We start from the raw sequence: 25,804 nt of genomic DNA, 5'->3' as shown, positions 1-25,804 counted from the left end.
CAATGCTTGAGCGAGAAATCAGGCCTCAGTGTAGGCCTGGGCCCGACTCCTCACGGTGTCCGGAAGCTGCCAGGCATCAATCCCCGCGGCCGGTCGCGGGGAAGATGCGGCGGGGGACGCTGCGCGGGTGGCCGGGGGTACGCCACTCGCGCGGGTATCCGACGGACACCTCTTCGAAGCGCACGCCGTCGTGCCACGTGGTGCGCGGGATGTGCAGGTGGCCGTAGACCACGGCGGCGGCCCGGAAGCGCCGGTGCCAGTCGGCGGTCAGCCCGGTGCCGCACCACTGGGCGAACTCCGGGTGGCGCAGCACACGGGTGGGATTGCGGACGAGGGGGAAGTGGTTGACGAGCACCGTGCGCAGCTCGGGATCGCAGGCGGCGAGCCGTCGTTCGGTGTGGGAGACCCGGGCCCGGCACCAGGCCTCGCGGGACGGGTAGGGGTCCGGGTGCAGGAGGAACTCGTCGCTGCACACCACCCCCGCCGCGTAGGCCTCTTCGAGGGCCTGCTCCTTGGTGGCCGCCGAGGGGGTGCGGAAGGAGTAGTCGTACAGCAGGAACAGGGGCGCCACGACGAGGGGGCCGCCGGGGCCGGACCAGACGGGGTAGGGGTCCTCGGGCGTGTGCACGCCGAACGAGCGGCAGATGTCGACGAGCAGCCGGTAGCGCGCCTCGCCGCGGGGGCCCTCGGGGTCGTCGCGCAGCGTCCACAGGTCGTGATTCCCCGGTGCCCAGATCACCGTGGCGTATCGCCTGGTGAGCAGTTGGAGCACCCACCGTAGGTCTTCGGGTGACTCTCCGACGTCGCCGGCGATGACGAGCCAATCGGCGGGGCTCTCGGGATACAGCTCCTCGACGATCCTGCGGTTCTCCGGGAATGCGACATGGAGGTCGCTGATGCCCATGAGGTTTCCGTGCGGCATTCCGTGAGTTTGGACGGGCTGCGGCGCACCGGACACCCCTGCCCGGCCCCTGAATTGCCGCCCGGGGTTCCGCGCCGGGCTATGGCAGGCGCATGGCAATGCCGCCCCGCGGCGTGCCAGCGTCGGGGCAGGGGGCGCCCGCACGGGCCCGCGAATGGCAGTGGACTGGCGGCCGGGCGGCCTTCCCGGGCCCGATCGGCCCGGGCGCGGCACCTGTTCCTGGCCCCGGCGGCGCGGTGGCGAGAGCGTGGAGTCGTCAGGCCGACCCCGGCCGGGCACCGATACCGCGACCAGAGGGAATGCCGTGCTCACGAAGCTCCTGCCGGCGGGCGTCGCCACCGCCGAGGCCACCGCCGACCCGGCCGAAGTCTTCCTCTACCCGGAGGAGGAGAACCTGATCCGCAACGCCGTACCTAAGCGGCGGCTGGAGTTCGCCACCGTCCGCTGGTGCGCCCGCCGGGCGATGGACTCCCTCGGGCTGCCGGCGGCTCCGGTGGTGCCGGGCCGGCGCGGTGCCCCGCAGTGGGCGCCCTCGGTCGTCGGGTCCATGACCCACTGCGCGGGGTTCCGCGGGGTGGCCCTCGCCCGCTCGGCGCAGTTCGCGGCCGTGGGCATCGACGCGGAGACGAACACCGCCCTGCCCGCCGGGGTGCTGGAGTCGATCGCGCTGCCCCGGGAACTGCGCTGGACCCGGGAGCTGGCGCGGGCCGTCCCGGAGATCTCCTGGGACCGGCTGTTGTTCAGCATCAAGGAGGCCGTCTACAAGACGTGGTTCCCGCTGACGGGACAGGAACTGGACTTCACCGACGCCCTGGTGAGCATCGACGCCGCCCAGGAGACGTTCCGGGCGCGGCTGCTGCCGGACCCCGCGACCCTCTCGACGGCCGGGCCGCACGCGTTCAGCGGCCGCTGGTCCGCGGTGGACGGCGTGCTGCTCAGCGCGATCGCCGTACCTGCCGCCAGGCCCGTCGCCGCGGCCTCACGGCCCCTCGCTTCGGGCGCCCGGCCCCTCGCTTCGGGCGCCCGGCCCCTCGCCGCGGGCGCCCCGCCCCTCGCCGCGGGCGCCCCGCAACGACGAAGCGCCCCCCGCTTCTGCCCTGCGGGGAGCGCTTGCTGACGAGGGTCGCCGGCGGCGGTGCGGGGTTAACCCCAGCGGTCGTCCTCGGGTACCTGCGGGGCGCCGGTGATACCGCTGTTCCCCGCGATCGTGACCGACAGGTTTAACGCGTTCACCACGACGGACCCGGACATGAACTGCGCCCCCATGACGGCCAGGACTATACCCGCGAGTACGGTCAAGCACATGGCAGAGAATTTGCCCGAAATTACCCTCACGCCTTCCCCCAGTTGAAGATCAGGTTCCGAGCACCCGCACCTGTCCGAATTTTCCGGCTTTGGTGACCCCGGGTGATGCGAATAGAGTGCTCGACATCGATCATTCCCGCCAAGGGGCCGACGCTGGCGTAAAGTTACGTGGCAGCAATTACATCGATCAGTGGGGGCTGAGATGTTCACAGGGGAGGGACCGGATTCAGGCTTCGCAGAGCTGGACGACGTCAGCGCCACCGCGTACGGGCTGGCCGTCGAGTCCGGCCGCTTCGTACGCGAACAGGTCGCCGAGCAGTTGTCCCTGACGCCCGAGGAGATCGACCGGGTCGAGCGCGTACTGCGCGGCGTGCGCCTGCTGCAGTCGATGCCGGGGAACCCCGCCGAACTCACCCCCGTCACTCCCGACGTGGCCGCCGCTTCCCTGGTGGCGCCCGCCGAGCGACAGATCCGCGACCTCCAGCAGGCGGTCACCGACGTACGCGCCAAGCTCCTGTCGCTGACCCCCCTCTACTTCGAGGGCCGCAGGCTGCGCAACCGGCTCGAGGCCTTCGACATCATCACGGACGTCTCGCGGATCCAGGCGATGCTCGACCACCTGAGCCAGAACTGCAAGAGCGAGCTGCTCACGGTGCAGCCAGGTGGCGCGCGGCCGGCCGATCTCCTCGACCAGGCCCGGGAGTCGGCCCTGTCCACCCTGGCCCGCGGGGTGCAGATCCGCACGATCTACCAGCACACGGCCCGCAACGACCTGCCCACCCGCTCCTACGTCCGCGACGTGACCCGGCACGGCGCCGAGATCCGTACCGCCGACGAAGTGATCGACCGGCTGATCATCTACGACCGGGAGGTCGCCTTCCTGCCTGAACGTTCCTCCGTGGGCTGCGCTCCGGGCGCGGCGATCGTCCGCGAGCCGACGCTCGTGGCGTTCCTGTGCTCCGTCTTCGAGTACCTCTGGGACGGCGCGTCGGTCTACGTGGTGGAGTCCCAGCGGTCCACCGCCTCCTCCGACGAGCTGAGGTGGTCGATCATCCGGCTGATGGCGAAGGGGTACAAGGACGAGATGGTCGCCCGCCGGCTCGGCATGTCGGTACGCACCTGCCGGCGCCACATCGCCGACATCACCGAGGAACTGGAGGCGACGAGCCGCTTCCAGGCCGGCTACAACGCGGCCCGCCAGGAGATGCTCTCCGGCGATTCGGCCCCCTCGCCCGGCTGATCGTGCGCGCGCCGGGGCGGGACGCGCCCCGGCCGGACCGGTCACCAGCCCGTGTCCCCGTCGAGCGCCTCCGTGATGGCGTCCACGCAGTCCTGGTCGAGCATCGTCGTCACGTGGGCGTCCTGGAGCCGGCCGAAGCCCGCGTCGTACACGGCGGCGCTGACGACGTAGCCGCCGTCGAGCGGGAAGGTACGGAAGATCCACTCGTCCCCGGTGCCCGCCGTGCCGTCCGGCCGCTGGACGCGTACCGGCCTGCCGTCCGGGCCGAAGCCGAACTCGGTGAACCGGAACTGCATTCCCTGCCCGATGGCCTTGCTGTACGCCTCCTTGAGGGTCCACAGCCGCACCAGCGCGCCGTTGCGTTCCGCTTCCGGCATGCCCGACAGCAGCACCGACTCGTAGGGCGTGCAGATGTGGCGGCCGAGTCCGCCGCTGTACATCTCCCGGTCGGCCCGTTCCGCGTCGACGCCGATCAGGCCGCAGGTCGTCAGGCCGACGAGCAGCAGGTCCTCGGTGTGGCTGAGGCTGATGTCGATCTGGTCGCAGCCGCGCAGGTACGGGCGGCCGGTCGGCCCGTACGCCAGTTCCAGGTCGGCGGGATCACTGGCGAGCACCGCTCCCGCCGCGTGCTTGAGGAGCATCCGGGAGGCGATGTAGCGGTTGCGGACATCGGCGTGCGTCAGGTCCAGGAAGCGCGTCCAGTCGCGGCCGAGCAGCTCGCGCAGCCCGTCGCCGGACGGCAGGCCCGGTTCCAGGTCCCTGAGCCACGCGTAGATCAGGGCGGTTCCGTGGGTGGCGAGGTCCTCCCGGACCCGGTCCCATGACGTGCCCCCGGGAGCGACCGCCACGGGCTCGCCGAGCGGGGGGCCGAGCGTGGGACTGCCCGGGGCGGTCATCAGCGGTACTCCTTCACGAGGGTGTGGATGTCGCGCAGGCTGCGCGCCTCCATCAGGCGGTGCACCGGGACGCGGTGGCCCGACTCCTCGAGGAGCGCCACCAGCCGGAGCAGGTTGAGGGAATCCCAGCCGGGCAGGTCCACCAGTGCGGTGTCGGCGCCCGCCGGGCCGGGGAGGTCCAGGCCGAGGTCGTCGCGGACCGTCCGGAGGAACACGTCGACGTTATCGAGACTCATCCGCCGGCCTTCTCCCCAGGGTCGCGGTGACGCGCACGTGCCCGGGGACGTCCGGCACCCGCGTCAGATCATGGTGGAACTCCACCGAAATGTCCTCGCGCCCTGCTGGAGCAGCCCGCTCCGTGAACCCGCAGGAGGGGTAGAAGTCGCGGACGCGGTGGTTGCGTGCGGTGGGTACGTAGCGGGCGGTCACGGCGGACAGCCCGAGATCGCGGGCGTGGGCCAGCAGCACCGCCAGGACGGCCCGTTCGATGTCGCGGCCGAGCACGCGGCAGCTGAGCCACATGCCGTCCAGCCGCAGCGTCCCCGCCCCGAAGGTGCCGAGCACGGCCGCGACGAGGCCGTTGGCCCCGAACCGGTCCGCGGTGCGGGCGGCGAGCAGCAGCCTGGCCGGGTCGGCGGCCAGCGCCACCAGCTCCGGCTCGAGGTGGCCGCCGCCGGTGAGGTTGAACTGGTTGGTGCGCAGGCTCAGCTGGGACAGGCGTGCGTACTCGTGGGCGCGGGGCGGCCCGAGGTCGAGGGCGACCTCCAGCGCCCGCAGGAACTCCTCGTGGGAGGTGCCGGCGTGGAGCAGCGCCCGGCGCTCGCGTTGGCGGTGGTACTCGCCGGTCCGGGCCCGGTCCTCGTCGGTGAGCCGCAGGGTGTCGAACCAGCCGTCGGCGAGCAGCCGGGTCACGTGCAGCGCCGGTTCGTCGTCGAGGGGCACGACGGCCACCCCGGGCGCGCCCTGGCGTACGCGGGCCCGTTCGGCCGGTGAGTCGTCGGCGAAGACGAGCGCGTCGGGGCCGAGGTCCAGCGCTCGTGCGATGTCGAGGAGGTTGCCGTCCTTGGGCTGCCAGTTGGCGTTGATCCGGACGAAGTCCTGCTCGCGCAGCGTCATGTCCGGGTGGGTGCGCAGGGTCTCCAGGACCGGTTCCTCGTCGTTCTTGCTGCTGACGGCGAGCAGCACGCCCTGGGAGGCGAGTTGGCGCACGCACCTCTGGAAGGCCCCGAAGGCTTCGCCGCGCAGGGTGCCGGCGGCGGCGATGCCGTCGGGCCCGTCCTCGCCGAGCACTCCGTCCCACAGGGTGTGGTCGAGGTCGAGCACCAGGCACTTGCGGACGGGCCCGCGGACGGCGCGCGCCAGGTGGGCGACCTCGCGGGCGTACGCGGCGAGGAGTCCCGCGCCGAGCCGCACCTTGCCGTAGCGCTCCAGGCGGGGGTCGGTGACGGGGCCGCCGTCGCCCACGAGGGGTTCGAGGTCGATCACCACGAGCCGGGCGGCGGACTCGGTCAGGCGCAGCAGCCGGGCGTTGAACTCCCGCCAGACCGCGCCGAGCCGGGCCCGGGAGCGGTGGTCCACCAGCTGCCGGCTGGAGGAGCGGGGCAGCGGGAGCGTGTTGAGCACGAGCGTGCCGGGGACGGCGTCGGCGAGTGCGGCGCACCGGGACAGCACCTCCTCGCCGGCCGCCTCCACGTCCTCGGGCCGCCACACCGCCGGGACCTGCGCGAACAGGGTCTCGGCGTCGAGCAGGCACAGGGTGAGGTCGGGGGCGGGGGTGCGCAGCGGGCTGCGGGGGTCGGTGAGGTCGCGCAGGTACGTGCCGTACTCCCCCACCACCGGCCGCAGCAGCATGCCGTGGCGCGCCAGTTCGCCCGTGAGCGGGTCGATGACGTGGCCGACCGTGGACTGGCCGGTGACGGCCACCGTGACGACGGGGGTGTGCGGGTGGTGTGCCAGTACGGCGTCGGGGTCGACCCGGGCGAGCAGGCGGCCGGCCTTCGCCGGGTCCGCCGCGGCGCCGGTGCCGTGGGAGCCGCCGGTGCCGTGCAGGCCGCCGGTGCCGCTCTGGTCGGCGTCCTGCGCGAGGAGCGCCGGCACCTGGTCGTAGGCCTTCTCCAGGAGTCCCCGCGCGTGCAGTTCGCGCAGGCGGTCCAGTGCGTTGGTCATCGGTGCCTCACACCTTCTCCAGGGCGAGCCCGGCGCGGAACCACCGGCTGGATTCCACGCACAGGGCGAGCGCCCGCGTCCCCGTGGTGAACTGCGGGAGCAGCCGGTCCAGTTGGTGGAACGGCAGGGCGTTGCCCGTGTTGCCGGTCTCGGAGACGCAGGAGACCTCCCGGGCGGAGGTGGCCGGCAGCCGTTCCACGATCCTGGCGGTCATCCGCCCGGACAGCTGGGGCGGCAGCAGGAAGCCGATGTCGTCGAGGTTCCAGCCGAGGCCTCCGAGGAGCTCCCAGAGGATCTCGGCGGTGATCGTCGGCACGTGTTCCTCGATCGCCTTGTAGTCCTCGGCGAGCATCCGCCGCCCGGAGTGGCGGTCGGTGGTGCCGTACCAGTCCAGCAGCTGACCGGGCGCACGCCCCTGTCCGGTCCAGGAGTTGAGCACGGCCCGTACGGCGACGCGCTCGCCCTCGGGTTCGTCCGTGAGGACCGCGGCGCCCGCCCCGTCCCCGAACAGGACGTAGTTGACCAGTTCCTCGCGCGGCATCCGGGCCGCATCGGGGGTGGCCGACAGGAACCGGTGGGTGACGTCCCCGCCGACGACCAGGCCGGCCCGGCGTCCGCCACGGACGAGGGTACGGCCGAGGTCGAGGGCCTGGATCGCACCGGAGCAGCCCGCCTGGATCTGGAAGACCGGCAGGTGGCCGAGGCCCAGCCGGTCGGCGACCTCACTGGCGGTGGTGGGCAGGAGGGTGTCGGGGGTGGCGGTCGCGAGGATCAGGAACTCGATGTCGGCGGGGCCGAGTCCGCTGCCGTCGACGGCCTGTGCGGCGGCTTCGGCGCACAGGTCGGCGAGGGTGCCGCGGACCTCCCCGGTGGCCGGGTCCCAGCCGAAGTGGCGGGTCTTGGTGCCGACGAAGAGGTCGATCCACTCCTCGCCGACTCCCAGCAGGGCGGCCAGGGCGGTGTTGTCCACGGGGGCCCCGGGCAGCGCGGTGCCGGTCGCGGCGAGGTAGACGGTGCCGCGCTCGGCGGCCGTCGCGCTCATGCCGACCTCGCCATGATGACGTCGCCGAGGAACGCGGCGAGCGAGCCGACCGAGCGCAGCGCGGGCAGCATCTGCTGGACGGAGACTTCGCCGGCCCGGGGCAGCCGGGCCTCGACCCGGTTCTTGAGCTGCATGATCATCACCGAGTCGAAGCCGAGGTCCTCGTGGAAGCGGGCTTCGCGTACGACGCGTTCCCTGGGGTAGCCGCCCACCTCGCTGACGGCCGCGACGACGGCCAGGAGGACCGGGTCGTCGTCGCGGTCGGGTGCCGCGGCCGGCGGGGGCACCGGCGCGGCCACCGGCTCGGGCGCGGGAGCCGGGGCCGGGGCCTGCCGGTCCCAGTAGCGGTGGGCGGCGGAGAACACGTACGGGGCGAGGGCTTCCACCACGCGGTGTTCGGGCTCGTACAGCTCCTCCCACCGCGGGTCCAGCCCGCACCGGTGGAGGGCGGCGACCGTCTCGGCGAGCTCGCGGCCGGTCGCGGCCCCGCCGGGGGCCGGATGCAGGAACTCCGCCCCGGCGGCGCGCCCGCTCCGGCCGGCGATCTCCAGCAGTTGGCTGCGCGGCCCGATCTCGATCAGGTGGGTCGGGGCGATGTCCGAGACGAGCGCTCCCAGCGCGGTGTCCATGAGCACGGGTTCCTCGATCTGGTCCGCCCAGTAGTCGGCGTCCATGGGTTCGTGGCGCAGCATCCGGCCGTACCGGGTCGAGGCCAGCGGCAGCACGGGAGCCGCGCAGCGCACCGGCATCGTCCGCAGGTCCGCCGCGGCCGGGCCGAGCAGGGGTGAGTGGAAGGCGTGGGCGACGGGCAGCGATGTGGTCTTGACGCCGCGGAGGCCGAGCTCCTCGGCGATGCGGGCCAGGGCGTCGAGCGGGCCGGACAGCACCGTGTCGGTGGGGCCGTTGAGCGCGGCGGCCACCACTGCGGGCTCCCGGGCGAGGACCTCCGCCAGTTCGCCGGGGCCGGCGACGACGGCGGTCATACCGCCGCCCCGGGGCAGTTCGCTCATCAGGGCGCCCCGCCGGACCACCAGCCGGGCGGCTTCGCCGAGTTCGAGCGCGCCCGCGGTGACCGCGGCCGCGTACTCCCCGAGGCTGTGGCCGAGCACGGCGGCGGGGGTGACACCGAGCGAGGTGAGGGTGCGGGCGAGGGCGTAGCCGACGGCGAACAGCGCGGGCTGGGCGAACTCCGGCCGGTGCACCCGCTCGTCACCGCTGAGGATCAGCTCGCGCACCGAGGTCCCCAGGTGGCCGGCGAGGGCTTCGTCGGCCTCCCCGAGGTGGCGGCGGTAGGCGGGGGACTCGCGGTGGAGCCCGGCCGTCATGCCGGGGTACTCGGTGCCCTGCCCGGTGAAGAGGAAGGCCACCACCGGTCTGCCCCAGGGGCGGGCGGCTCCGGCCGTGTCGGGGCGCCCGGCCGCCTCGCGGAGCGCGTCCGCCAGCTCGTCGCTGTCGCGCACGGTGGCGGCGAAGCGGTACGGCAACCCGGTCTTGATCCGGTTGCTGCTCCAGCACAGGGCGGCCGCCGCGCCGCGCGGGCGCCGGGCCACCGCCTCGGCCTGCGCGGCGAGGTTGCGGCGCAGCGCCTCGGGGGTGTCGGCGCTGAGGGTGAAGACCCCCACGGCGCCCCGCGCCGCCCGGGCCCCGGTGGGGCGGGTGCGGGGCGCGCCGGGGCGGGGGGTGCGGGGTGCGGTGGCCAGGACGGCGTGGGCGTTCGTACCGCCCATGCCGAAGCTGCTGACTCCGGCGAGGCTCTCCCCGCGCGGCAGCCGCATCGGCGACTTGAGCAGTCGCAGGCCGCGTTCGGCGAGCCGCAGCCGGGGGTTCTCCCGGCCGGCGTGGAGGCTGGCGGGCACGATGCGGTGGTGCAGGGCCAGCGCCGTCTTGATCAGGCCGGCGATGCCCGCGGCGCCTTCGGTGTGGCCGAGGTTGCCCTTGACGGAGCCGATCGCGCACGGCGTCTCGCGCACGGCGCCGTGCACCGCGCCGAGCGCCGCGCACTCGATGGCGTCGCCCAGGACGGTTCCGGTGCCGTGGGCCTCGACGAACGCGATGTGCTCGGGGGTCGTGCCGGCCCGGCGGTACGCGGAGTTCAGTACCCGCTCCTGCGACCAGCGGTTGGGGGCGATGACCCCGTTGCTGCGGCCGTCCTGGTTGACGGCGCTGCCCCGCAGCACCGCGTAGACCCGCTGGCCGTCCGCGAGCGCGTCGTCCAGCCGGCGCAGCACCACGAGGCCGACGCCGTCGCCGCGGCCGATGCCGTCGGCGTCCGCGCTGAACGGTTTGCAGCGCCCGTCGGAGGCGGCGAGGCCGAGCTGTTCGTACACCAGGCCCAGTGAGGGCGACAGGACGATGTTGACCCCGCCGGCGAGGGCGGTGTCGCATTCCCCGGTGAGCAGCGAGGAGGCCGCGAGGTGGACGGCGACGAGCGAGGACGAGCAGGCGGTGTCGACGGCGAGGCTCGGCCCGGTGAAGTTGAAGTGGTACGAGATCCGGTTGGCCGCCATCCCGGCGCTGCTGCCCGCGCCGAGCAGCGGGGTCACCCGGGCGAGGTCGCTCATGGTGAGCCGGCCCCACTCGCCGCCCATCACTCCGACGAACACCCCGGTCTCGGTGCCGGAGAGTTCGCCGGGCGCACGGCCGGAGTCCTCCAGCGCACGCCAGGCGCAGGGCAGCAGCAGCCGGTGGTGGGGATCCATGGCGGCGGCTTCGCGCGGGGCGACGGAGAAGAAGTCGCTGTCGAAGACATCGGCGTCGTCGATGAAGCCGCCGCTGCCGCAGACAGCGGGGAACTCCCGGTCCTCCCAGCGCTGCGCGGGGACCGGGCCGATACCGCTCCCGCCGCGCACCAGCAGGTCCCAGTACGCCTGCACGCCCGCCGCCCCGGGGAACGTGCAGTCGATACCGACGAGGGCGATGTCCCCCATCAGCGCTGGTCCCGCGCGGGCGCCAGGGTGGCGGACGGGGCGTCTTCGGTGGCCGGGGCGGGCACCGGGAGGACCTGCTCCAGGTGCCGGACCAGTGCGGTCACGGTCGGGTGGTCCCACAGCAGGGTGGGTTCGACCTCCAGGCCGAACTCGTCCTCCAGGTCGCCGCAGAGGCTGAGCGCCGCCACGGAGTCCATTCCGTACTCGGCGAGCGGCACGCCCGGGTCGATGCTCTCGGGCGCGCGGCGCAAGTACAGCGAAAGCCGGTCCATCAGCCACTCGTGCGGCAGGACCCCGCCGCCCGTGGTGGTGGGGTGTGTGCCGGTCAGGGCGCTGGGAACGGTCATCGTGGTCTCCTTCGATGCGTACGGGGCGTGCGGCCGCCGGGGTCGCCCGGGGGGCGTCAACCGGGGATCGGGGTGGAGTAGAGGTCGTAGCTGATCTGGGTGCTGAACCGGAGCTGGACCTCGTGCCGGATCCGCGTCTCGCACTCCGGCGGCAAGTCCGCGACCCGGGTCCCCAGCCGCCGGGCGATGCGGTGCAGCGCGGCGGCGGCCCAGCACGGGTCGGCGAGGAACGGGTCGGGTCCGTAGCGGGCCTGGTCCCACAGCCCGAGTACGGCGGCCGCCGCCAGGAGCAGCGCGTAGCGGTCCATGAGGGCGAACCGCGCGGGCTGCGCCGTGGACGCGGACCCGGCGGCCTCCAGCCGCAGCACCCGCCGGCGGACGTCGCGCAGTTCCTCGACGAGCTGCCCGGCCAGGGTGCGCAGGGCGCGTTCGACGGGACCGCTGCCTTCGACGCCCGCGGCGACCACCAGCATCGACGCGGTGAGGGAGTCCCGCCCGCAGGCCAGGCTCAGCCGGTCGGTGCGCAGCGGCGGCAGGTCGCCGCGCAGCCTGAACAGCCCGGCCGGCGCCTCGTCCTCGATGAACCACGAGCTGCGGGCCAGGCGCGGCATCTGGGGGATGACGGTGGCCTGGCACGCGACGGTACCGGCGTGGCCGAGGCTGAGCACGGGCACGTCCCGGACGTGCTTCTGGAAGATCCCGAGGGTGCCCTCGCGGGTGTAGAACCCGGAGCCGAGGACGATCGACAGGTCGTACATGGTCTCGGTGAGCACCCGCGGCAGCAGGTACTTGAGCGCCGCCGAGTAGACGCTGGTCTCGGCGGGCAGCAGGTGCAGGGCGCGGGTGGCGACGACGGCGAGGCTGTCGTACAGCAGCAGGTTGACGAACGCGTTGGTCAGCGCGGCGCCGGTCCGGCCGTCGATTCCGCGGCCCTGCCAGCCGCCGGAGTTCTCCCGGTCGAAGCGGACGGCGGTGCGCAGGCTGGTGTCGAGCGCCGCGACGGCGGTCGCGGAGATCACCGTACGGCTGATCTGGAAGGACCGCAGGGCGGTCTCGATGCCGCTGCCCTCGGGCCCCAGCAGGGCGGACTCGGGCACCGGACAGTCGTCGAACTCGACACCGGCCCAGCGGCAGCCGCGCAGCCCGACGTGGGTGCGCCGGGCGGCGACCGCCGTACGGGCGTCGGTCAGCTGCTCGGGGTCCAGCAGCAGCACCGAGTGGCTGCGGCTGCCGGGCGCCGGGTCGGTCCGGCAGAACAGGACCAGGGCGCCGGCCCGTTCCAGGTTGTTGACCATCGGCTTGCCGCCGCTGATCAGGTAGCCGCGCGGGCCGCGGCGCGCGGTGACCTGGCTGCGGACGTAGTCGTTGCTGTGGGCGGTCTCGTGCTGGGCGATGGCCGCCTTGCCGCCGCCGCGCAGCAGTGCGGCGAGCCGGTGGCGCTGGCGGGAGCTCCCGGCGGCCCACACGTCGGAGGCCGCCATGAAGGTGGTCATGCCGTGTCCCATGGCCAGGCCCACGTCCCGGCGGAGCACCGGGCGCATGATCCTCACCAGGGTGTCCATGCCGTCGAGGCGTCCGCCCAGGGCGCGCGGCACGTACTCGTCGGTGATCCGGAAGTCGTCGAGCAGCGCCTCGCCGGCGGCGAAGGGCACGGCGGCCCGGTCCGCTTCCAGCAGCGCGGTGTAGCCGACGGGGTTGGCCGGGTCCGAGGGGTCGCCGAACAGTGCCTCCAGCCGGGCGACGCGCTCGCGCACCGCACTCTCCCGGTGGTGGGCGTCGCGGCCCTGCGCCACGGCCGGGTCGCCGAGCAGCGACGTCACCAACGCCGGCCTCCGTCGGCTCCTTCCGGCCGCAGCAGGTCTTCGCCGAACAGCACGTCGTCGGCGCGGGCCAGGGCCCGTACGTCCGGGGTGAGGACCTCGTACTCGCCGCGCACCACGCCGTCGAGGAACAGGGTGCGCATCAGGGTGCGCTGCACCTTGCCGCTGCTGGTGCGGCGTACGGCGCCGGGCCGGACCAGCAGCACGTTGCCGGCCGGGATCTCGAACTCCTTGCCGATCAGCGCCTGGATCTTCTGCGCGACGGTCCTCAGCTCCGCGGAGCCGGCGCCCCGCACCTCCTGGATGAGGACGAGGTGTTCGCGGCCGGCGTCCACGGAGAACGCGGCGCCCACACCGAAGGTCAGGGCCGGGCTGACGGTCCGGGCCGCCCACTCGATGTCCTGCGGGTAGACGTTGCGGCCGTTGATGATGATGACTTCCTTGAGGCGTCCGGTGACGTACAGCTCGCCGTCGTCGAACATCCCGAGGTCGCCGGTGCGCAGGAAGCCGCTCTCCTCGTCGTTGAGGCTGGCGCGGAAGGTCCGGATGGTCTCGGTGGGCCGCTTCCAGTAGCCGCGGGCCACGCTGTATCCGCGCAGCCAGATCTCGCCGACGGCGCCGGGCGGCAGCTCGTGGTGGGTCAGCGGGTCCACGATGCGCACCTCGATGTCGACCGGCTTGCCGCAGCCGACCAGCGTCTGCACCCGCTCCTCGGCGCCCGCGCCGGCGGCCCGGTCGCGTTCCAGGGCGCTCTTGTCGAAGTCCTTGCGCACGTGGGGGGTGCCGGGGGTGCCGCCGGAGACGACGAGGGTCGCCTCGGCCAGTCCGTAGCAGGGCCGCAGCGCCTCGGGCCGGAAACCGGCGGGGGCGAAGCGGGCGGCGAACTCGTCGAGGCTCTCGGGGCGGACGGGTTCGGCGCCGTTGAGGGCGAGGCGCCAGCGGGACAGGTCGAGGGCGGCGACCTGTTCGTCCTTGACGCGGCGCACGCACAGGTCGTAGCAGAAGTTGGGGCCGCCGCCGACGGTGACGCCGTACTCGTCGATGGCCTGGAGCCAGCGCAGGGGCCGCTTGACGAAGGACAGCGGGGTCACCTGCACGCTGTGCGTGCCCAGCCAGACGGGGTGCAGGAGGTGCGCGACGAGGCCCATGTCGTGGAAGTACGGCAGCCAGCTGCCGAAGCGGTCCTCGCGGGTGGTGTGGAGCAGCTTCTGCAGCGCGGCCTGGTTGGCGAGCAGGTTGCGGTGGGTGACGGTCACGCCGCGCGGTTCGGAGACGGACCCGGAGGTGTACTGGAGGAAGGCGTAGTCGTCCTGGCGTACGGTGACGGGCCGCCAGGCGTCGGCGTCGCCGATCCCGGGGACGTCGCTGACCACGCAGGCCGCGTCGGGGCGGGAGTTGCGGGCGAGCCAGAGGGCGACCTCGGGGGCGGCGGCCGTCTCGGTGAGGACGACCTTCGCGCCGGTGTCCTGGAGGACGGCGGTGGTGCGGTTCAGCCGCTTGTCGCGGCCGGCCTCGCCGGGCAGCGGAACGGGAACGGCGACGGCGCCCGCGTAGAGGCAGCCGGCGAAGGCCTTGAGGAACTCGACGGTCGAGGAGTAGGCGAGCAGGACGGGCTGCTCGCCCACCCCGTATTCCTGGAGGCAGGCGGCGATCCGTCTCGCCTCCCGGTCCAGCTCCCCGTAGGTGAGGTGTTCGGCCACCGTTCCGCCTGCGGTGTCGCGGAGGAAGATGTGCACATCCTCGTCGGCGAGTTCCGCCGCCCGCACGCGGAGCAGTTCGGTGAAGGTGGCGAAGCGTGACTCTGACATCCGCGGCATCCCCTCGCGTCTGCGGGCCCCCGTGGAGTGGCGGACCTCGTCTTCGCGCCGATGGTCCCCGTACGTCCTTAAGGGGCGCTTGCGCGCGTCGCACTCAGGGGGTGGCAGGGGTGCGCGGAGCCTGGGGGCGGGCAGGAGGCTCGGGGCATGAACACCAACACCGACACCAGTGCCGACGCCGGGGCCACGCAGCCGTCGGCGCTCGTCTTCCCCGGGATGCAGCCGACCGCCTTCTCCGAGGTCGCGAAGTTCATGCTGGTCAACCCGTACGCGCGCGAGCTGTACGCGATCGCGGACGAGGTGCTCGGCTACCGGCTGGCCGACCGCTACCAGCAGACGGAGGGCGACTATTCCCTGTACGGGCAGATCTCGTTCGTCGTGAACTGCCTGGCGCTGGCGCGCTGGGCGGCGGACCGGCTGGACGTCACCCCTGCCTTCGTCACGGGTCCCAGCTTCGGCGCGCGGGCCGCCGCCGTGCACTGCGGGGTCCTCGAATTCCCCGACGCGGTACGGATGACGGCACGGCTGGCGACCGTGATGGACGAGTACTTCGCACGCGAGCACCCGGCCCTGGTGACCCAGTCGATCGCGCGGGTGCCGCAGGAGAAGGTGGAGCTGCTGCGGCGGGAACTCGACGAGCGGGGCGAGTGGAGCGACGTCTCCTGCGTCGTCGACCACGACTTCACGATGCTGACGGTCCACGAGTCCGTACTGGACTGGCTCCAGCGGCGGATCCGCTCGCTGGGCGGGATGCCGATGTACACGATGAAGCCGCCGATGCACTCGTACCTCTTCGGCGGGCTGCGGGACCGGGTGGACGCGGAGGTCTTCGACGCGATGACCTGGTCCGAGCCCCGGCTGCCGGTGGTCGCCGACCAGGACGGCCGGGTGGTGACCACCGGCGAGGGCGTGCGCGGCATGCTGCTGGACGGCTTCGTACGGACGGTGCGCTGGCCCGACGTGGTGGACACCCTGGCCCGGGCGGGGGTCGGCCGGCTGTACGTGTCCGGGCAGGACGGGCTGTTCACCCGGGTGGCCTGCACCACGCGCGCCTTCGAGGTGGTGCCGATGACGCCCCGCTCCGCGATGCGCCCGGCGCCGCGCCGGATGCCGGTGGCGGCTGCCGCCTGACGCCTGCGCGCCCGAAGGGGGCCGGTGCCCGTCGGCACCGGCCCCCTTCGGCGTTCCCTCACACCGCGACCGTTACTTGCCGTCCACGGTGAAGGCGTAGAAGGTGCCGGAGGTCAGGCTGCCCGTGGTGCCGGCGCCCTGGCTGAACCGGGCGTAGCCGTTGCCCCAGTAGACGGTGCCGTCGACGACGGCCGGGCCCGCGTTGGAGGAGTACGGCGCGTCGAACTCCCACAGGTACTTGCCGGTCGCCGCGTCCAGTGCGTACATCGCACCGCTGGTGGAGCCGCCGAAGACGACACCGTTCGCGGCGGTCAGGGCGCCCCAGGCGTAGCCGTCGGTCTTGTCGGCGACCTGCCACAGGATCCGGCCCGTCTGCGGGTCGAGCGCCGCGAAGGAGCTGCGGGTGGTGGAGGCGCCGCCGGCCAGGGTGTACGGCATGCGGAAGAAGTTGGCCTCGGCGAGGTAGATCCGGCGCTCGTCGTTGGCGGTGCCCCACTCGATGCCGCCGATGTGGCCGCCGGGGCCGGCCGCCGCGCTCCAGACCACGTCTCCGGTGGTGGCGTCGAGGAGCCAGTACTCGCCGCTCTTCTCCCCCGCGCCGATCACCTTGCGGGCGTGGCCGTCGGCCGCCTTGATCGTGAACAGGTGGGCGCCGTCGCCGAAGTCGTAGTCGTTGCCCGGGTTGGGCGGGCAGTTGTTGGGCGGGAAGCCGGGGATGCAGCCGGTGTTCCAGGCGTCGAAGCGGCCGGAACCGGTGTGCCACTTGATGCGGCCGGTGGTCATGTCCAGTGCGAGCACCGAGTCGACGTAGTCGTCGGGCGCCAGGCACTGGCCGGGGGTGCCGCCGGCGCTCTGGCAGTCGCTGGCCGCCTGGGGCACCGTGTAGTTGTTGCCGGTGGTGAAGTACACCGTGTTGGTCGACGGGTCCAGGGCCGGGGTGCCCCAGACGGCCACGCCGCTGTATCCGCCGGTCTTGCCGCCGTTGTCGGGGACCGTGTATTGGCGCCACAGCAGGTTCCCGGTGGCGGCGTCGAGGGCGTTGACGCTGCCGCGGAAGGTGCAGCAGGGGTAGGCGGGATCGAGGGCGCCCTCGGACTCGCGGGAGGAGACGCCCTGGTAGATCACGCCGTTGTGGACGACGGGCGACTGGGTCAGGACCGACTTGTACTGCGAGTCGATCTGCTTGCTCCACACCAGGTTTCCGGTGGCCGCGTCGACCGACATGAGGACGGCCTTGTCCCAGTCCGCGATGTACACCCGGCCGCCGACCACGGTGGGGCTGGTGCGGGAGACCGAGTTGGGGTTACCGGTGTAGTCGGACACCTTGCGCGACCAGACGGGGTTGCCCGTCTTGGCGTCCACCTTGTGCAGGTAGCCGCCCCAGTCGGGGAAGTAGACCGCGCCGCCGGTCACCGCGGGGGTGGCGGACACGTCGCCGTGGGTGGTGAACGTCCACTTGGCCTTGAGCCGGCCGACGTTCCACTTGTTGATGGTGTCTTCCTGCGGGTTGGACCGGCTGTTGCGGATGTCGTGGCCGCCGGTCGGCCATGTCTCCGCGAGGTACGCGGCGTTGGTGGGCTGCGTGGTGACGAGGGTCGCGGTCATCGCCGCGATGGCGAGCAGGACGAACCTGCGGACCGCTCCCTGCCGTGACCAGGGTCTTGTGCGCATGGTGACTTCTTCTTCCGGGTGGTGACGGGTTCGGTGGTGAGGGTTCGGTGGCGACGGGCGGTGGAGACGGGCTCGGCGGTGACGGGTTCGGCGGTGGCCGGCCGTCTCCCGGCCGTGCCCGCGGCCGCGCCCGGGGTCAGCCGACCGGTACGGGCTTGCCGTGCAGTGCGGCGGCCCGTGCGGTGAGCTCCAGCCGGTCGGTCTTCTTGTTGGTGTTGAGGGGGAACTCGGTGAGCCGGTGGTAGTGGCGCGGGATCAGCTGGGCGGGCAGCAGCCCGGCCAGGTCCCGGTGGAACTCCTGGGGCGAGCGCTCCTCGCCGAGGTAGAAGGTGACGAGTTCGGTGCTGTTGGCGACGGGTACGCCGACCACCACGGCGCCGGACACGGGGGTGCCGGCGCGCAGCGCGTGCTCCACCTCGGCCAGTTCGACGCGGTAGCCCTGCACCTGCACCTGGGAGTCCGTGCGGCCCAGGTAGACCAGTTCGCCGCCGGCCAGGCGGCGTACGCGGTCGCCGGTGCGGTACCAGCGGGCACCGTTGCGCTGGAGGTACTTGCCGCGGCCGTCCTCCGGGTCGAGGTACCCGGCGGACAACTGGGGTCCCGACAGCCACAGTTCGCCCTCATCGGCGACGGGCTCGCCGTGCTCGTCGAGCAGGAGTTCCGCGTGGCCGTCGTGGAGCAGGCCGAGCGGGACCACGCCGTTGACGCCGAGCCGGGTGGACTCCTCGGGGTCCCAGCGGTGGCGGTGGGTGGTGATGGTCATCTCGGTGGGCCCGTAGACGTTGACCACCGCCGAGCGGGGCGCCGCCTGCTGCCAGGCGTCGGTGTCCTGGAACTGGAGCGCCTCGCCGCCGAAGAACGTCCAGCGCAGGGAGGGCATGCTGCCCGGCACCAGGCGTCCGGTGCGCCGGGACAGGGAGATCACGCTGGGGGCGGAGAACCATACGGTGATGCCGTGCTCGGCCACGAAGCCGGGCAGGTCGCGGTAGGCGTGCGGGGACACCGAGACCAGCGGCGCGCCGGCCGCCCAGGCGCACCACAGGTCGGAGACGGCCGAGTCCCAGTTCAGGTTGGCGGCCTGGGAGAAGACGTCGGCCGCGGTGAAGTCGTACCAGGCGTCCATCAGCGCGAAGTAGTGCGCCATGTTGCCGTGGGTCAGCCGGACGCCCTTGGGACGGCCCGTGGACCCCGAGGTGAACAGGACGTAGGCCACGTCGTGCGCGGCGGCGGACCGGGGAGCCTCCAGCGCCGTGTCCGCGCCGGTGGGCACCGGCCGCAGCCCGAGGTCCGACAGCTCCCCGGCCCCGGCCGGGTCCAGGTGGGGCGCGAGGACCGGGAGCCCGGCCAGGCCCGCCAGTTCGGCGGGCAGCCGGCCGGATGCCGCGCCGAGCAGGGCCGCCCCCTCCGTGTCGACGATCAGCGCGGACACCTCCGCGGCGGCGAGCATGGAGGCGATCTTCCCGGCCGGGAAGTCGGCGAGCAGGGGCACTGCGGGGAGCCCCGCGTACAGGCTCGCCAGGACGGCCACGTACGAGGTCACGCTGCGGCCGGCGACGATGCCGACGGCCTTCGGCGGACCGCCCGGGGCGGCGAGCAGGGCGCCCGCCCAGGCCAGGGCCAGCCGGTGGGCCGTCGTGTAGTCGACGGTCTCCTTCCCGACCCGCACCGCGACGCCGTGCGGCGATTTCTCCAGACCGCGCAGGAAACGAGCGTGCAGCGCGGTCCGCGCCAATGGTTCCATTACCGCTCCTCCTTGCCGGAATTACCGGCAAGCTCTCGTCGGACAAAACCGGGAGAGCGCACCGCGCCATTGTGCACGCATTTCCCGGGCGCATTGACACGCACCGAAAGCAGCCGCATTATTTCCCGTATGCCAGAACTCGCGAATCACACCTGGGACGGCGCTTTCGAGGCCGTCGTACGTCCGTTCCTGCCGTACCTCTCGCCGGGCGAGAAGCTGACCGGCGACGCCCGACTCCGTGACCTGGGCCTGGACTCCATGGGCACGGTCGAACTGCTCGCCGCACTGGAAAGCGCTTATGACGTCCGTTTCCTGGACGACGCCCTGAAACTGGAGAATTTCGCCAGTCCGGATGTGCTGTGGCGCACCCTGATGACCGAGACCGAATCCGCCGCGTGACATTTTCGATTTCCGCCAGGCCCGGCCCGGATCACCTCCGAGTCGGGCCCTTCCCTTTGCGCGGGACGCAACGGTTTCAGGGGACCAGCCTCATGAAACCGTCCTCGACCCTTTCGAGGAGTGATCTGATGTGTGCCAGCGCCAGCGGATCGGGCGCGTCGAGCGCGAGCTGCTGCTCTTCGACGGTTTCGCCGTACAGCATGCTGGTGGCGCATTTGAACCGCAGCGCCTCCCCCTCGTCGCCGAGGAGGTGTCCGGCGAGTACCACGATGCCGAGGTCCAGCATCCGGCGGGCCAGCGTCGGTGAGTCCGTCACCTCGTACTTGCCCAGTTCCGCGCGGACCGGTTCGAAGTCGGGGTAGACGTAGAACGCCCCGGTGGGCGGCCGGCAGCGGGCTCCTGCCGCGACGGTGATGCGGTGGACCTCGCGGGCGACGGCCCCGTGCAGCCGGGCGCTGGCGCGCAGCCGCTCGCGGATGTCCTCGGGCTCGTTGAAGGCGTACTCGGCCACCGACTGCATCGGGGCGGCCAGCGTCGACCACACCTCGCTCGCCACCGAGACCACGCCGGAGCGGATCCACTCGCCCCACGGTCCCCGGGGGAAGCGGGCCGCGCCGATGCGCCAGCCGCCCAGGGCCAGGCTCTTGCTGAGCCCGGTGACGACGACCGTGCTGCCGGGCGCCACTTCGGCGGGGCTGAGGAACTCGGTCTCCGGGTCGTGCACGACGTCCCGGTAGATCTCGTCCGAGATGATCAGCAGGCCCTCTTCCTCGGCGATCGCGCACAGTTCACGGATCAGCGCGGGCGGGGCGAGGGTGCCGGTCGGGTTGTCCGGCAGGGTCAGGACGAGGATGCGCGGGTCGCGGCCCAGCACGCGCGCCGCGGTGATGCTCTCGCGCAGCGCGGCCGGGTCGGGCACCCCGCCGCACTCCTCGGGGATCGCGACGGCGATGGGGTGCTTGCCGGCCAGCCGGGCCTGGGGGGCGTACGTGTTCCAGGCCGGCCGGGGCAGGATCACGTCCCCGGGGACGACGAGGCCGATGGCCATCAGCAGCGGCTTGCTGCCGGGCGCGACCACGATCTGGTCGGGCCCGGTGGGGATGCCCCGCCGGCCGAAGTAGCCGGCGACGGCGGCCCGCACCTCGGGTGAACCGGCCACCGGACCGTAGGCGTTGCGGGTCGCGCCCGCCGCGAGGCGTTCCATCAGCGGGGGGAACGGCGGCAGCCGCGACTCGCCGAAACCGAGGTGGACCAGCGACTCGCCGGCCGCCCGGCGCTGGGCCACGAGCTGGTTCAGCGCCAGGTTCGGCGACATCCTCATGTCGTTCATGCGGGGCTCCCCACCGGGGCGACGGAACGCGTCCCGAAGAGTTCGGGTCCGGCCGTCCAGGCGGGACCGGCGATCGCGCGGGCGATGTCGGCCGGGACGGAGCGGTCGAGGCGCAGCTCGTCCAGCCAGGCGGCGTCGGGGTCGTAGTGCGCGAGGAACGGCCGCCCGACCAGGGCGGGTTCGCGGGCCTGCACCATGTGCAGCTGGAGGAAACGGCCCTCGGCCGTCTCGACGACCCCGTCCACGGCCACCTTGCCGGGCGTCGCGGACATCACCGGGCCGCGGACGGTGCGGGCCAGGCCCGGCAGGGTCCGGTAGGCGTCCCGGAAGATCTCGGCGGCCCGGGCGAGCGGGACGCGGAAGTAGTCGTAGGGCCCGGTGTCCCGCTCGACGAACATGTAGTAGGGGACCGCGCCGAGGGCGAGTTCGGCGCGCCACATCTCGCTCCAGACGTCCGCGTCGTCGTTGACGCGGGCGATCAGCGGCGCCTGGCAGTAGACGAGCGCGCCGGTGGACTTGATGCGGGCGACGGCCCGCCGGGCGAGGTCGGTGCTGAGCTCTCGGGGGTGGCTGAAATGCGCCATGACGGCGAGGTTCCGCCCGGAGGCGACGACCCGTTCGAACAGGCGCAGCACGTCGTCGGCGTCCGGGTCGGTGACGAAGCGCTGCGGCCAGTAGGCCACCGACTTGGTGCCGATGCGGATGGTCCGTACGGTGTCGACCGCCAGCAGCGGCTCCAGGTGCGAGCGCAGCCGTTCGGTGGACATCACCATGGGGTCGCCGCCGGTCACCAGGACGTCGCCGGCGTCGGGGTGGGCGCCCAGGTAGGAGATCAGCCCGCTCGGGTCGGGTGCGGCGAACCGCAGGTCGGCGTCACCGACGAACTGGGCCCAGCGGAAGCAGTAGGTGCAGTACGAGTGGCAGGTCTGGCCCTGGCTCGGGAAGTAGAGCACCGTCTCGCGGTACTTGTGCTGGAGGCCGGGGATCTCGGCACCGTCCCGGGTGGGGACGTTCAGCTCCTTCTGCCCGGAGGGGTGCGGGTTGAGGCGGCCGCGGATCTGCTGGACCAGGGTCCGCAGGGCGGCCTTCGAGGCGGGGTCCGCGCTGAGCAGGGCGAGGTCGCGCTCGTTCTGCTCGGTCAGCATTCCCTTCTGCGGGAAGACCAGTTGGAACATGGGGTCGGCAGGGATCCGGTCCCAGTCGATGAGCTGCCTCAGTACGTACTCGTTGACCCGGAAGGGCAGCACCATCGACACGAGCCGGACGGTCTCCCGTATGTCGGCGGGCAGGCCGTGACGGTCCGCGATCTCGTCGAGCTGCCGCGGCCCGTACGCGCGGAACCGTGCCGTCCCGACAGAATCGGTTGCCAGCAGGGACATGCGGATATTCCTCCAGCCTGGTGCCTGGCAGTTCGGAGCGTGTGCTCGAACGCGGTTCGATGCTAGGAAGCCGATTCGGCCACGGGACCCCCAGCCGGACCCCTAATAGCGGCGCCGGACCAGGGGGTCCGGGCGGGGTGCGGCGGGGGTCCCTGGTCCGGGGTCCGGCCGGGGTCCCGGGCGGGGTCCGGCCGGGGTCCGGCTCACGGGAACATCGCGCAAGGGGGCGCGAAAAAGCCGCCCAGGACCGCGGGGGCGGGATCCTGGGCGGCTGCTCGGGGCGGGACGCGGGGTCAGGCCCTGCCGGTGCCCGCCTGGTGGGCGTCGGCGCTCGCGGAGGCGAGTTCGGCGGCGCGCGCGTTGTCGTTCTGGACGGCGCGCAGCCCGATCACGGCGAACACCGCCGCGCCGGCCATCACGATCGCCCCTGCGACGGACGCGGCGTGCACCTCGCTGGTGAACGCGGCGCGGGCCGCGTCGACGAGGTGGGCGGAGGCGTCCCCGGAGAGCTTCCCGGCGGTCGCGAGGGCGCCGCCGATGGTCTCGCGGGCCGGGTCCAGCGCGTCGGCGGGCACCCCGGCGGGGGCGTCCAGCGCGGGACTGTTGCGGTAGACGGCGGCGCCGATGCTGCCGAGGACGGCCACACCGAGTGCGCCTCCGAGTTCCTGGCCGGTCTGGAGCAGGGCGGAGGCCGTTCCGGCGCGCTCCGGCGGTACCTGGCCGACGACGAGTTCGGTGACCAGGGTGAGGACCGGGGTGAGGCCGACGGCGAGCGCGATGATGCCGATCAGGATGAGGACCAGGCCGTCCTCGGCGGGGACCTGGGTGAGCATGAGCAGGGCGACGGTGGCGATGGCGAAGCCGGTGCCGATGATGTGGGCGGGCTTGACGGTGCGGACGAGGACGGTGGCGACGGGTACGACGGCGCCGACCGCGAGCGTGCCGGGGATGGTCCACAGCGCCGACTTGAGGGCGCTCATGCCGAGGACCGACTGCATGTACTGGGTGCTGAACAGCGAGTACCCGACGAGGGTGAAGCAGGCCAGCATGTTGACGGTCACCGAGGCGCCGAAGGCACGGTTGCGGAACAGCTCGATGTCGACCATCGGGTCGCTGCTGGTGCGCTGGCGGCGCAGGAACACCGGTGCGAGGGCCAGGCCGACCACGATGGCGGCGATGTAGGGCACGGAGAAGCCGTCGACGGCGATCCGCTTGAAGCCGTAGATGACCGGGAGCACCACGGCCAGCGACAGCGCCGCGCTGAGCAGGTCGAACTTGCCGGCCGCGGCGTCACGGAACTCGGGGAGCAGGAACGGCGCCGACACCAGCAGGAGCAGCATCACGGGGACGTTGATCAGGAAGACGGAACCCCACCAGAAGCCGTTGAGGAGCGCGCCGCTGACCACGGGGCCCAGGGCCGCGCCGGCGGCCATGCCGGTGGACCACACGGCGACGGCGGTGCGCCGCTGCGTCTGGTCGCGGAACAGGTTGCGGATCAGCGCGAGGGTCGAGGGCATGAGGGTGGCGCCGCCGATGCCCTGGAGGGCGCGCGCGGAGATCACCATCTCGGGGTTGGAGGCGTAGGCCGCGAGCAGCGAGCCGGCCGCGAACACGACGGCCCCGATGAGCAGGAGACGGCGGCGGCCGATCCGGTCGCCGAGTGCGCCCATGGTGAGCAGGACGCCCGACAGGACGAAGCCGTAGATGTCGATCATCCACAGCTGTTCGCTGCCGGAGGGGCGCAGGTCCTCGCTGATGGAGGGGATGGCGAAGTAGAGAACCGTCAGGTCCATGGAAACGAGCAGCACGGGCAGGAGCAGGACGCCGAGGGCGATCCATTCCTTGCGGCCCGCTTTGGCCTCCGGTCCGGCGTGGTCGTTCTCGCTCAGGGAGCTGGTCATGGGGGCTGTCCAATGCTTTCGTGACGGGGGCGTGTACCAGTGAACGGAGCGCAGGGCCCGGCGCGCCCGGGCCGGGACGGGAACAGGGGTGAAGACAGGGGTGGGGCCGGGCGCGGAACAGGGGTCGTCGCGGTGGGTTTTCAGCCGTTCGCGGTGGCGAGCGCCGTCAGGGCCCTGCGGTCGGTCTTCCCGTTGGGGGTCAGGGGCAGACCGGGGAGCAGGGCGACCTTCCGCGGCACCATGTACTCGGGCAGGGTCTGCTTGCAGAACGCGCTGATCACGACGGGGTCGGCGGTGGAGCCGCGGGTGGGGACGACGTACGCGTACAGTTCCGGGTCTTCGTCGGGGCGGGGCCGCACGACCGCCGCGGCCGCTTCGACGCCGGGGAATTCCAGGAGCCTGCGCTCGATCTCGCCGAGTTCCACGCGGTTGCCGCGGATCTTGACCTGGAGGTCGGACCTGCCCACGAAGTACAGCTCACCACTGTCACCGCGGTATGCCAAGTCGTTTGATTTGTAGACCAGTTGACCGGAACGGGGGTTGAGCGGATCGGGTACCAGGGCGGCCCGGGTGGCTTCGGGGTCGTCCCAGTAGCCGGTGAAGAGGGAGGGCCCGCGCAGGTGGATCTCGCCGACCGCGCCCGGCTCCTCGACGGGCCGGCCCTCCTCGTCGATCAGCAGCATTTCGGCGCCGGGGTAGGCGAAGCCGATGGAGAGCTTGTCGACGCCCTCGGGCAGCGGATTCGGCACGTCCGTCAGGGAGAAGGCCATCGCCTCGGTGGGTCCGAAGCAGTTCACGACGCGGGTCCGCGGCAGTAGGGCTTGCAGCTGGCGCAGTTCCGGCAGGGGGAACGCCTCGCCGGAGAACAGGACGCCGCGGATCTGGTCGGCCAGTGCGGCCAGGCCCTTGGCCTCGTGGCGCAGGACGGGCCGCCAGACGGAGGGGACTCCGTCGACCTGGGTGGCGCCGGTATCGCTGAGGAAGCGCAGCAGCCGGCGCGGCCAGTGCATCAGCTCGCGCGGAACGGGGATCAGCTGGGCGCCGGTGCCCAGTGCCAGGCCGATGTCCAGGAGGGCGAAGTCGAACTGGAGCGGTGAGGTCGTGGCGACCCGGTCCTGGGCCGTGACGATCCGGTGCCGGAGCATCCCGCGGTAGAAGGACAGCACCCCGCGGTGGCTCATGACGACGCCCTTGGGGCGTCCCGTGGTGCCCGAGGTGAAGATCATGTACGCGGCGTCGGTGGTGACCGGCTCCCGCCGGTGGCGCACGCGCGGCGCGGGCGGGCGCTCCACCACCACGCCGTCGGGCCCGAAGCGGGCCGTGCCGATGGGGTCGGGCACGCCTTCGCGGCGGCCGGCGGTCGTCTGGAGGTGCAGCGCGGGCTCCGCGGCGGAGGTGATCGCCAGCAGCCGGGCGGTGGGCACTTCGGGGCTCACCGGGATGAAGGTCAGCCCGAGCATCGAGCAGGCCAGCAGCATCGCCACGGCCGAAGCGGAGTTGTCCGACTCCAGGACGACGCGGTCGCCGATGTCGAGGCCGAGGGCGTCCAGGGCGACGGCGTAGTCGTGGGCGCGGCGCTCCAGCTGCCGGTAGGTCAGGACCCGGGAGGTGCCGTCGTCGCCGGCCTCCCAGACGGCCGGGCTGTCCGGTGCGGTGCCGGCCGCGGCCAGCATGAACTCGTGGATCCGCTCGGCCGGTCCGTGGACCTCGGCCGGGCGCACCGTGCTCAGGGTCACCGTCGTGTCACCTCTGCTCGTCATCGCATCGTGG

19 protein-coding genes are annotated in these 25,804 nt (G+C 72.8%); 4 read left to right on the top strand and 15 right to left on the bottom strand.

What is annotated here, in order from left to right:
- Nucleotides 1–76 precede the first annotated feature (76 nt).
- Nucleotides 77–904, bottom strand: a complete 828-nt coding sequence (locus OHA81_RS25090) for a metallophosphoesterase family protein (protein ID WP_443056794.1) — start codon at nucleotides 902–904, stop codon at nucleotides 77–79.
- A gap of 322 nt (nucleotides 905–1,226) precedes the next feature.
- Between OHA81_RS25090 and OHA81_RS25085 the strand changes: the two genes are divergently transcribed.
- Both OHA81_RS25085 and OHA81_RS25080 read left to right on the top strand, forming a co-directional pair.
- Nucleotides 1,227–2,039: a 4'-phosphopantetheinyl transferase family protein gene (locus tag OHA81_RS25085; protein ID WP_329199432.1), complete on the top strand. Its 813-nt coding sequence runs from the start codon at nucleotides 1,227–1,229 to the stop codon at nucleotides 2,037–2,039.
- Between the two features lie 390 nt (nucleotides 2,040–2,429).
- Nucleotides 2,430–3,467, top strand: coding sequence for a LuxR C-terminal-related transcriptional regulator (locus OHA81_RS25080; protein ID WP_329199430.1), 1,038 nt, complete (start codon nucleotides 2,430–2,432; stop codon nucleotides 3,465–3,467).
- Between the two features lie 41 nt (nucleotides 3,468–3,508).
- Here OHA81_RS25080 and OHA81_RS25075 read toward each other — a convergent pair whose 3' ends face one another.
- From OHA81_RS25075 to OHA81_RS25040, 8 genes are read right to left on the bottom strand one after another with little or no spacing between them, the layout of a single operon-like run.
- Nucleotides 3,509–4,363 carry a 4'-phosphopantetheinyl transferase family protein gene (locus OHA81_RS25075; protein ID WP_329199429.1) on the bottom strand — a complete coding sequence of 285 codons (855 nt, stop codon included), beginning with the start codon at nucleotides 4,361–4,363 and terminating at the stop codon, nucleotides 3,509–3,511.
- The gene (locus tag OHA81_RS25070; RefSeq protein WP_329199427.1) at nucleotides 4,363–4,599 is read right to left on the bottom strand and encodes a phosphopantetheine-binding protein; all 237 of its coding nucleotides are present in this window, start codon (nucleotides 4,597–4,599) and stop codon (nucleotides 4,363–4,365) included. The genes OHA81_RS25075 and OHA81_RS25070 overlap by 1 nt, the downstream gene beginning before the upstream one ends.
- The gene (locus OHA81_RS25065) at nucleotides 4,586–6,529 is read right to left on the bottom strand and encodes an HAD-IIIC family phosphatase (protein WP_329199425.1); all 1,944 of its coding nucleotides are present in this window, start codon (nucleotides 6,527–6,529) and stop codon (nucleotides 4,586–4,588) included. Before OHA81_RS25065 ends, OHA81_RS25070 begins: the two co-directional genes overlap by 14 nt.
- A gap of 7 nt (nucleotides 6,530–6,536) precedes the next feature.
- The gene (locus OHA81_RS25060; protein ID WP_329199424.1) at nucleotides 6,537–7,571 is read right to left on the bottom strand and encodes a 3-oxoacyl-ACP synthase III family protein; all 1,035 of its coding nucleotides are present in this window, start codon (nucleotides 7,569–7,571) and stop codon (nucleotides 6,537–6,539) included.
- Complete coding sequence (locus tag OHA81_RS25055; RefSeq protein ID WP_329199423.1) at nucleotides 7,568–10,498, bottom strand: type I polyketide synthase; 2,931 nt, start codon at nucleotides 10,496–10,498, stop codon at nucleotides 7,568–7,570. Before OHA81_RS25055 ends, OHA81_RS25060 begins: the two co-directional genes overlap by 4 nt.
- The gene (locus tag OHA81_RS25050) at nucleotides 10,498–10,845 is read right to left on the bottom strand and encodes an acyl carrier protein (protein ID WP_443056661.1); all 348 of its coding nucleotides are present in this window, start codon (nucleotides 10,843–10,845) and stop codon (nucleotides 10,498–10,500) included. Before OHA81_RS25050 ends, OHA81_RS25055 begins: the two co-directional genes overlap by 1 nt.
- A gap of 56 nt (nucleotides 10,846–10,901) precedes the next feature.
- The gene (locus OHA81_RS25045) at nucleotides 10,902–12,665 is read right to left on the bottom strand and encodes an acyl-CoA dehydrogenase (RefSeq protein ID WP_329199422.1); all 1,764 of its coding nucleotides are present in this window, start codon (nucleotides 12,663–12,665) and stop codon (nucleotides 10,902–10,904) included.
- Complete coding sequence (locus OHA81_RS25040) at nucleotides 12,662–14,473, bottom strand: fatty acyl-AMP ligase (RefSeq protein WP_329199420.1); 1,812 nt, start codon at nucleotides 14,471–14,473, stop codon at nucleotides 12,662–12,664. Before OHA81_RS25040 ends, OHA81_RS25045 begins: the two co-directional genes overlap by 4 nt.
- Before the next feature lie 156 nt (nucleotides 14,474–14,629).
- Between OHA81_RS25040 and OHA81_RS25035 the strand changes: the two genes are divergently transcribed.
- A complete protein-coding gene (locus OHA81_RS25035) occupies nucleotides 14,630–15,613 on the top strand; it encodes an ACP S-malonyltransferase (RefSeq protein WP_329199418.1) in 984 nt (327 codons plus the stop codon).
- A gap of 72 nt (nucleotides 15,614–15,685) precedes the next feature.
- Here the strand turns inward: OHA81_RS25035 and OHA81_RS25030 are convergent, their stop codons facing one another.
- A complete protein-coding gene (locus tag OHA81_RS25030) occupies nucleotides 15,686–17,284 on the bottom strand; it encodes an outer membrane protein assembly factor BamB family protein (RefSeq protein WP_329199416.1) in 1,599 nt (532 codons plus the stop codon).
- Between the two features lie 136 nt (nucleotides 17,285–17,420).
- The gene (locus OHA81_RS25025) at nucleotides 17,421–19,025 is read right to left on the bottom strand and encodes an AMP-binding protein (protein ID WP_329199413.1); all 1,605 of its coding nucleotides are present in this window, start codon (nucleotides 19,023–19,025) and stop codon (nucleotides 17,421–17,423) included.
- A gap of 129 nt (nucleotides 19,026–19,154) precedes the next feature.
- On the opposite strand from OHA81_RS25025, the gene OHA81_RS25020 reads away from it, so the two are divergent.
- Complete coding sequence (locus OHA81_RS25020) at nucleotides 19,155–19,424, top strand: phosphopantetheine-binding protein (protein WP_329199411.1); 270 nt, start codon at nucleotides 19,155–19,157, stop codon at nucleotides 19,422–19,424.
- A 76-nt stretch (nucleotides 19,425–19,500) separates the two neighbouring features.
- On the opposite strand, the gene OHA81_RS25015 is transcribed toward OHA81_RS25020, so the two are convergent.
- The 4 genes from OHA81_RS25015 to OHA81_RS25000 all read right to left on the bottom strand — a co-directional run bounded on the left by OHA81_RS25015 (nucleotide 19,501) and on the right by OHA81_RS25000 (nucleotide 25,794).
- Nucleotides 19,501–20,754, bottom strand: a complete 1,254-nt coding sequence (locus tag OHA81_RS25015; protein ID WP_329199409.1) for a pyridoxal phosphate-dependent aminotransferase — start codon at nucleotides 20,752–20,754, stop codon at nucleotides 19,501–19,503.
- Entirely contained in the window at nucleotides 20,751–22,133 is a 1,383-nt protein-coding gene (locus tag OHA81_RS25010; protein ID WP_329199407.1) for a KamA family radical SAM protein, read from the bottom strand. Before OHA81_RS25010 ends, OHA81_RS25015 begins: the two co-directional genes overlap by 4 nt.
- Nucleotides 22,134–22,426: 293 nt before the next feature.
- On the bottom strand, nucleotides 22,427–24,034 hold the full coding sequence (locus OHA81_RS25005; protein ID WP_329199406.1) for an MFS transporter: 1,608 nt from the start codon (nucleotides 24,032–24,034) through the stop codon (nucleotides 22,427–22,429).
- A gap of 140 nt (nucleotides 24,035–24,174) precedes the next feature.
- Nucleotides 24,175–25,794 (bottom strand): AMP-binding protein, encoded by a 1,620-nt coding sequence (locus OHA81_RS25000; protein ID WP_329199405.1) that lies wholly within the window; start codon nucleotides 25,792–25,794, stop codon nucleotides 24,175–24,177.
- Nucleotides 25,795–25,804 lie beyond the last annotated feature (10 nt).

The organism is Streptomyces sp. NBC_00667 (assembly GCF_036226825.1).
GTDB lineage: Bacteria > Actinomycetota > Actinomycetes > Streptomycetales > Streptomycetaceae > Streptomyces.
Note: the sequence above shows the minus strand (reverse complement) of the source record. Positions and strands in the feature narration are given on the sequence as shown.

Coding starts and splice junctions, on each gene's coding strand:
- OHA81_RS25090 (WP_443056794.1), bottom strand. CDS start 904: ATGGGCATCAGCGACCTCCATGTCGCATTCCCGGAGAACCGCAGGATC.
- OHA81_RS25080 (WP_329199430.1), top strand. CDS start 2,430: ATGTTCACAGGGGAGGGACCGGATTCAGGCTTCGCAGAGCTGGACGAC.
- OHA81_RS25075 (WP_329199429.1), bottom strand. CDS start 4,363: ATGACCGCCCCGGGCAGTCCCACGCTCGGCCCCCCGCTCGGCGAGCCC.
- OHA81_RS25070 (WP_329199427.1), bottom strand. CDS start 4,599: ATGAGTCTCGATAACGTCGACGTGTTCCTCCGGACGGTCCGCGACGAC.
- OHA81_RS25065 (WP_329199425.1), bottom strand. CDS start 6,529: ATGACCAACGCACTGGACCGCCTGCGCGAACTGCACGCGCGGGGACTC.
- OHA81_RS25060 (WP_329199424.1), bottom strand. CDS start 7,571: ATGAGCGCGACGGCCGCCGAGCGCGGCACCGTCTACCTCGCCGCGACC.
- OHA81_RS25055 (WP_329199423.1), bottom strand. CDS start 10,498: ATGGGGGACATCGCCCTCGTCGGTATCGACTGCACGTTCCCCGGGGCG.
- OHA81_RS25050 (WP_443056661.1), bottom strand. CDS start 10,845: ATGACCGTTCCCAGCGCCCTGACCGGCACACACCCCACCACCACGGGC.
- OHA81_RS25040 (WP_329199420.1), bottom strand. CDS start 14,473: ATGTCAGAGTCACGCTTCGCCACCTTCACCGAACTGCTCCGCGTGCGG.
- OHA81_RS25035 (WP_329199418.1), top strand. CDS start 14,630: ATGAACACCAACACCGACACCAGTGCCGACGCCGGGGCCACGCAGCCG.
- OHA81_RS25030 (WP_329199416.1), bottom strand. CDS start 17,284: ATGCGCACAAGACCCTGGTCACGGCAGGGAGCGGTCCGCAGGTTCGTC.
- OHA81_RS25025 (WP_329199413.1), bottom strand. CDS start 19,025: ATGGAACCATTGGCGCGGACCGCGCTGCACGCTCGTTTCCTGCGCGGT.
- OHA81_RS25020 (WP_329199411.1), top strand. CDS start 19,155: ATGCCAGAACTCGCGAATCACACCTGGGACGGCGCTTTCGAGGCCGTC.
- OHA81_RS25015 (WP_329199409.1), bottom strand. CDS start 20,754: ATGAACGACATGAGGATGTCGCCGAACCTGGCGCTGAACCAGCTCGTG.
- OHA81_RS25010 (WP_329199407.1), bottom strand. CDS start 22,133: ATGTCCCTGCTGGCAACCGATTCTGTCGGGACGGCACGGTTCCGCGCG.
- OHA81_RS25005 (WP_329199406.1), bottom strand. CDS start 24,034: ATGACCAGCTCCCTGAGCGAGAACGACCACGCCGGACCGGAGGCCAAA.
- OHA81_RS25000 (WP_329199405.1), bottom strand. CDS start 25,794: ATGACGAGCAGAGGTGACACGACGGTGACCCTGAGCACGGTGCGCCCG.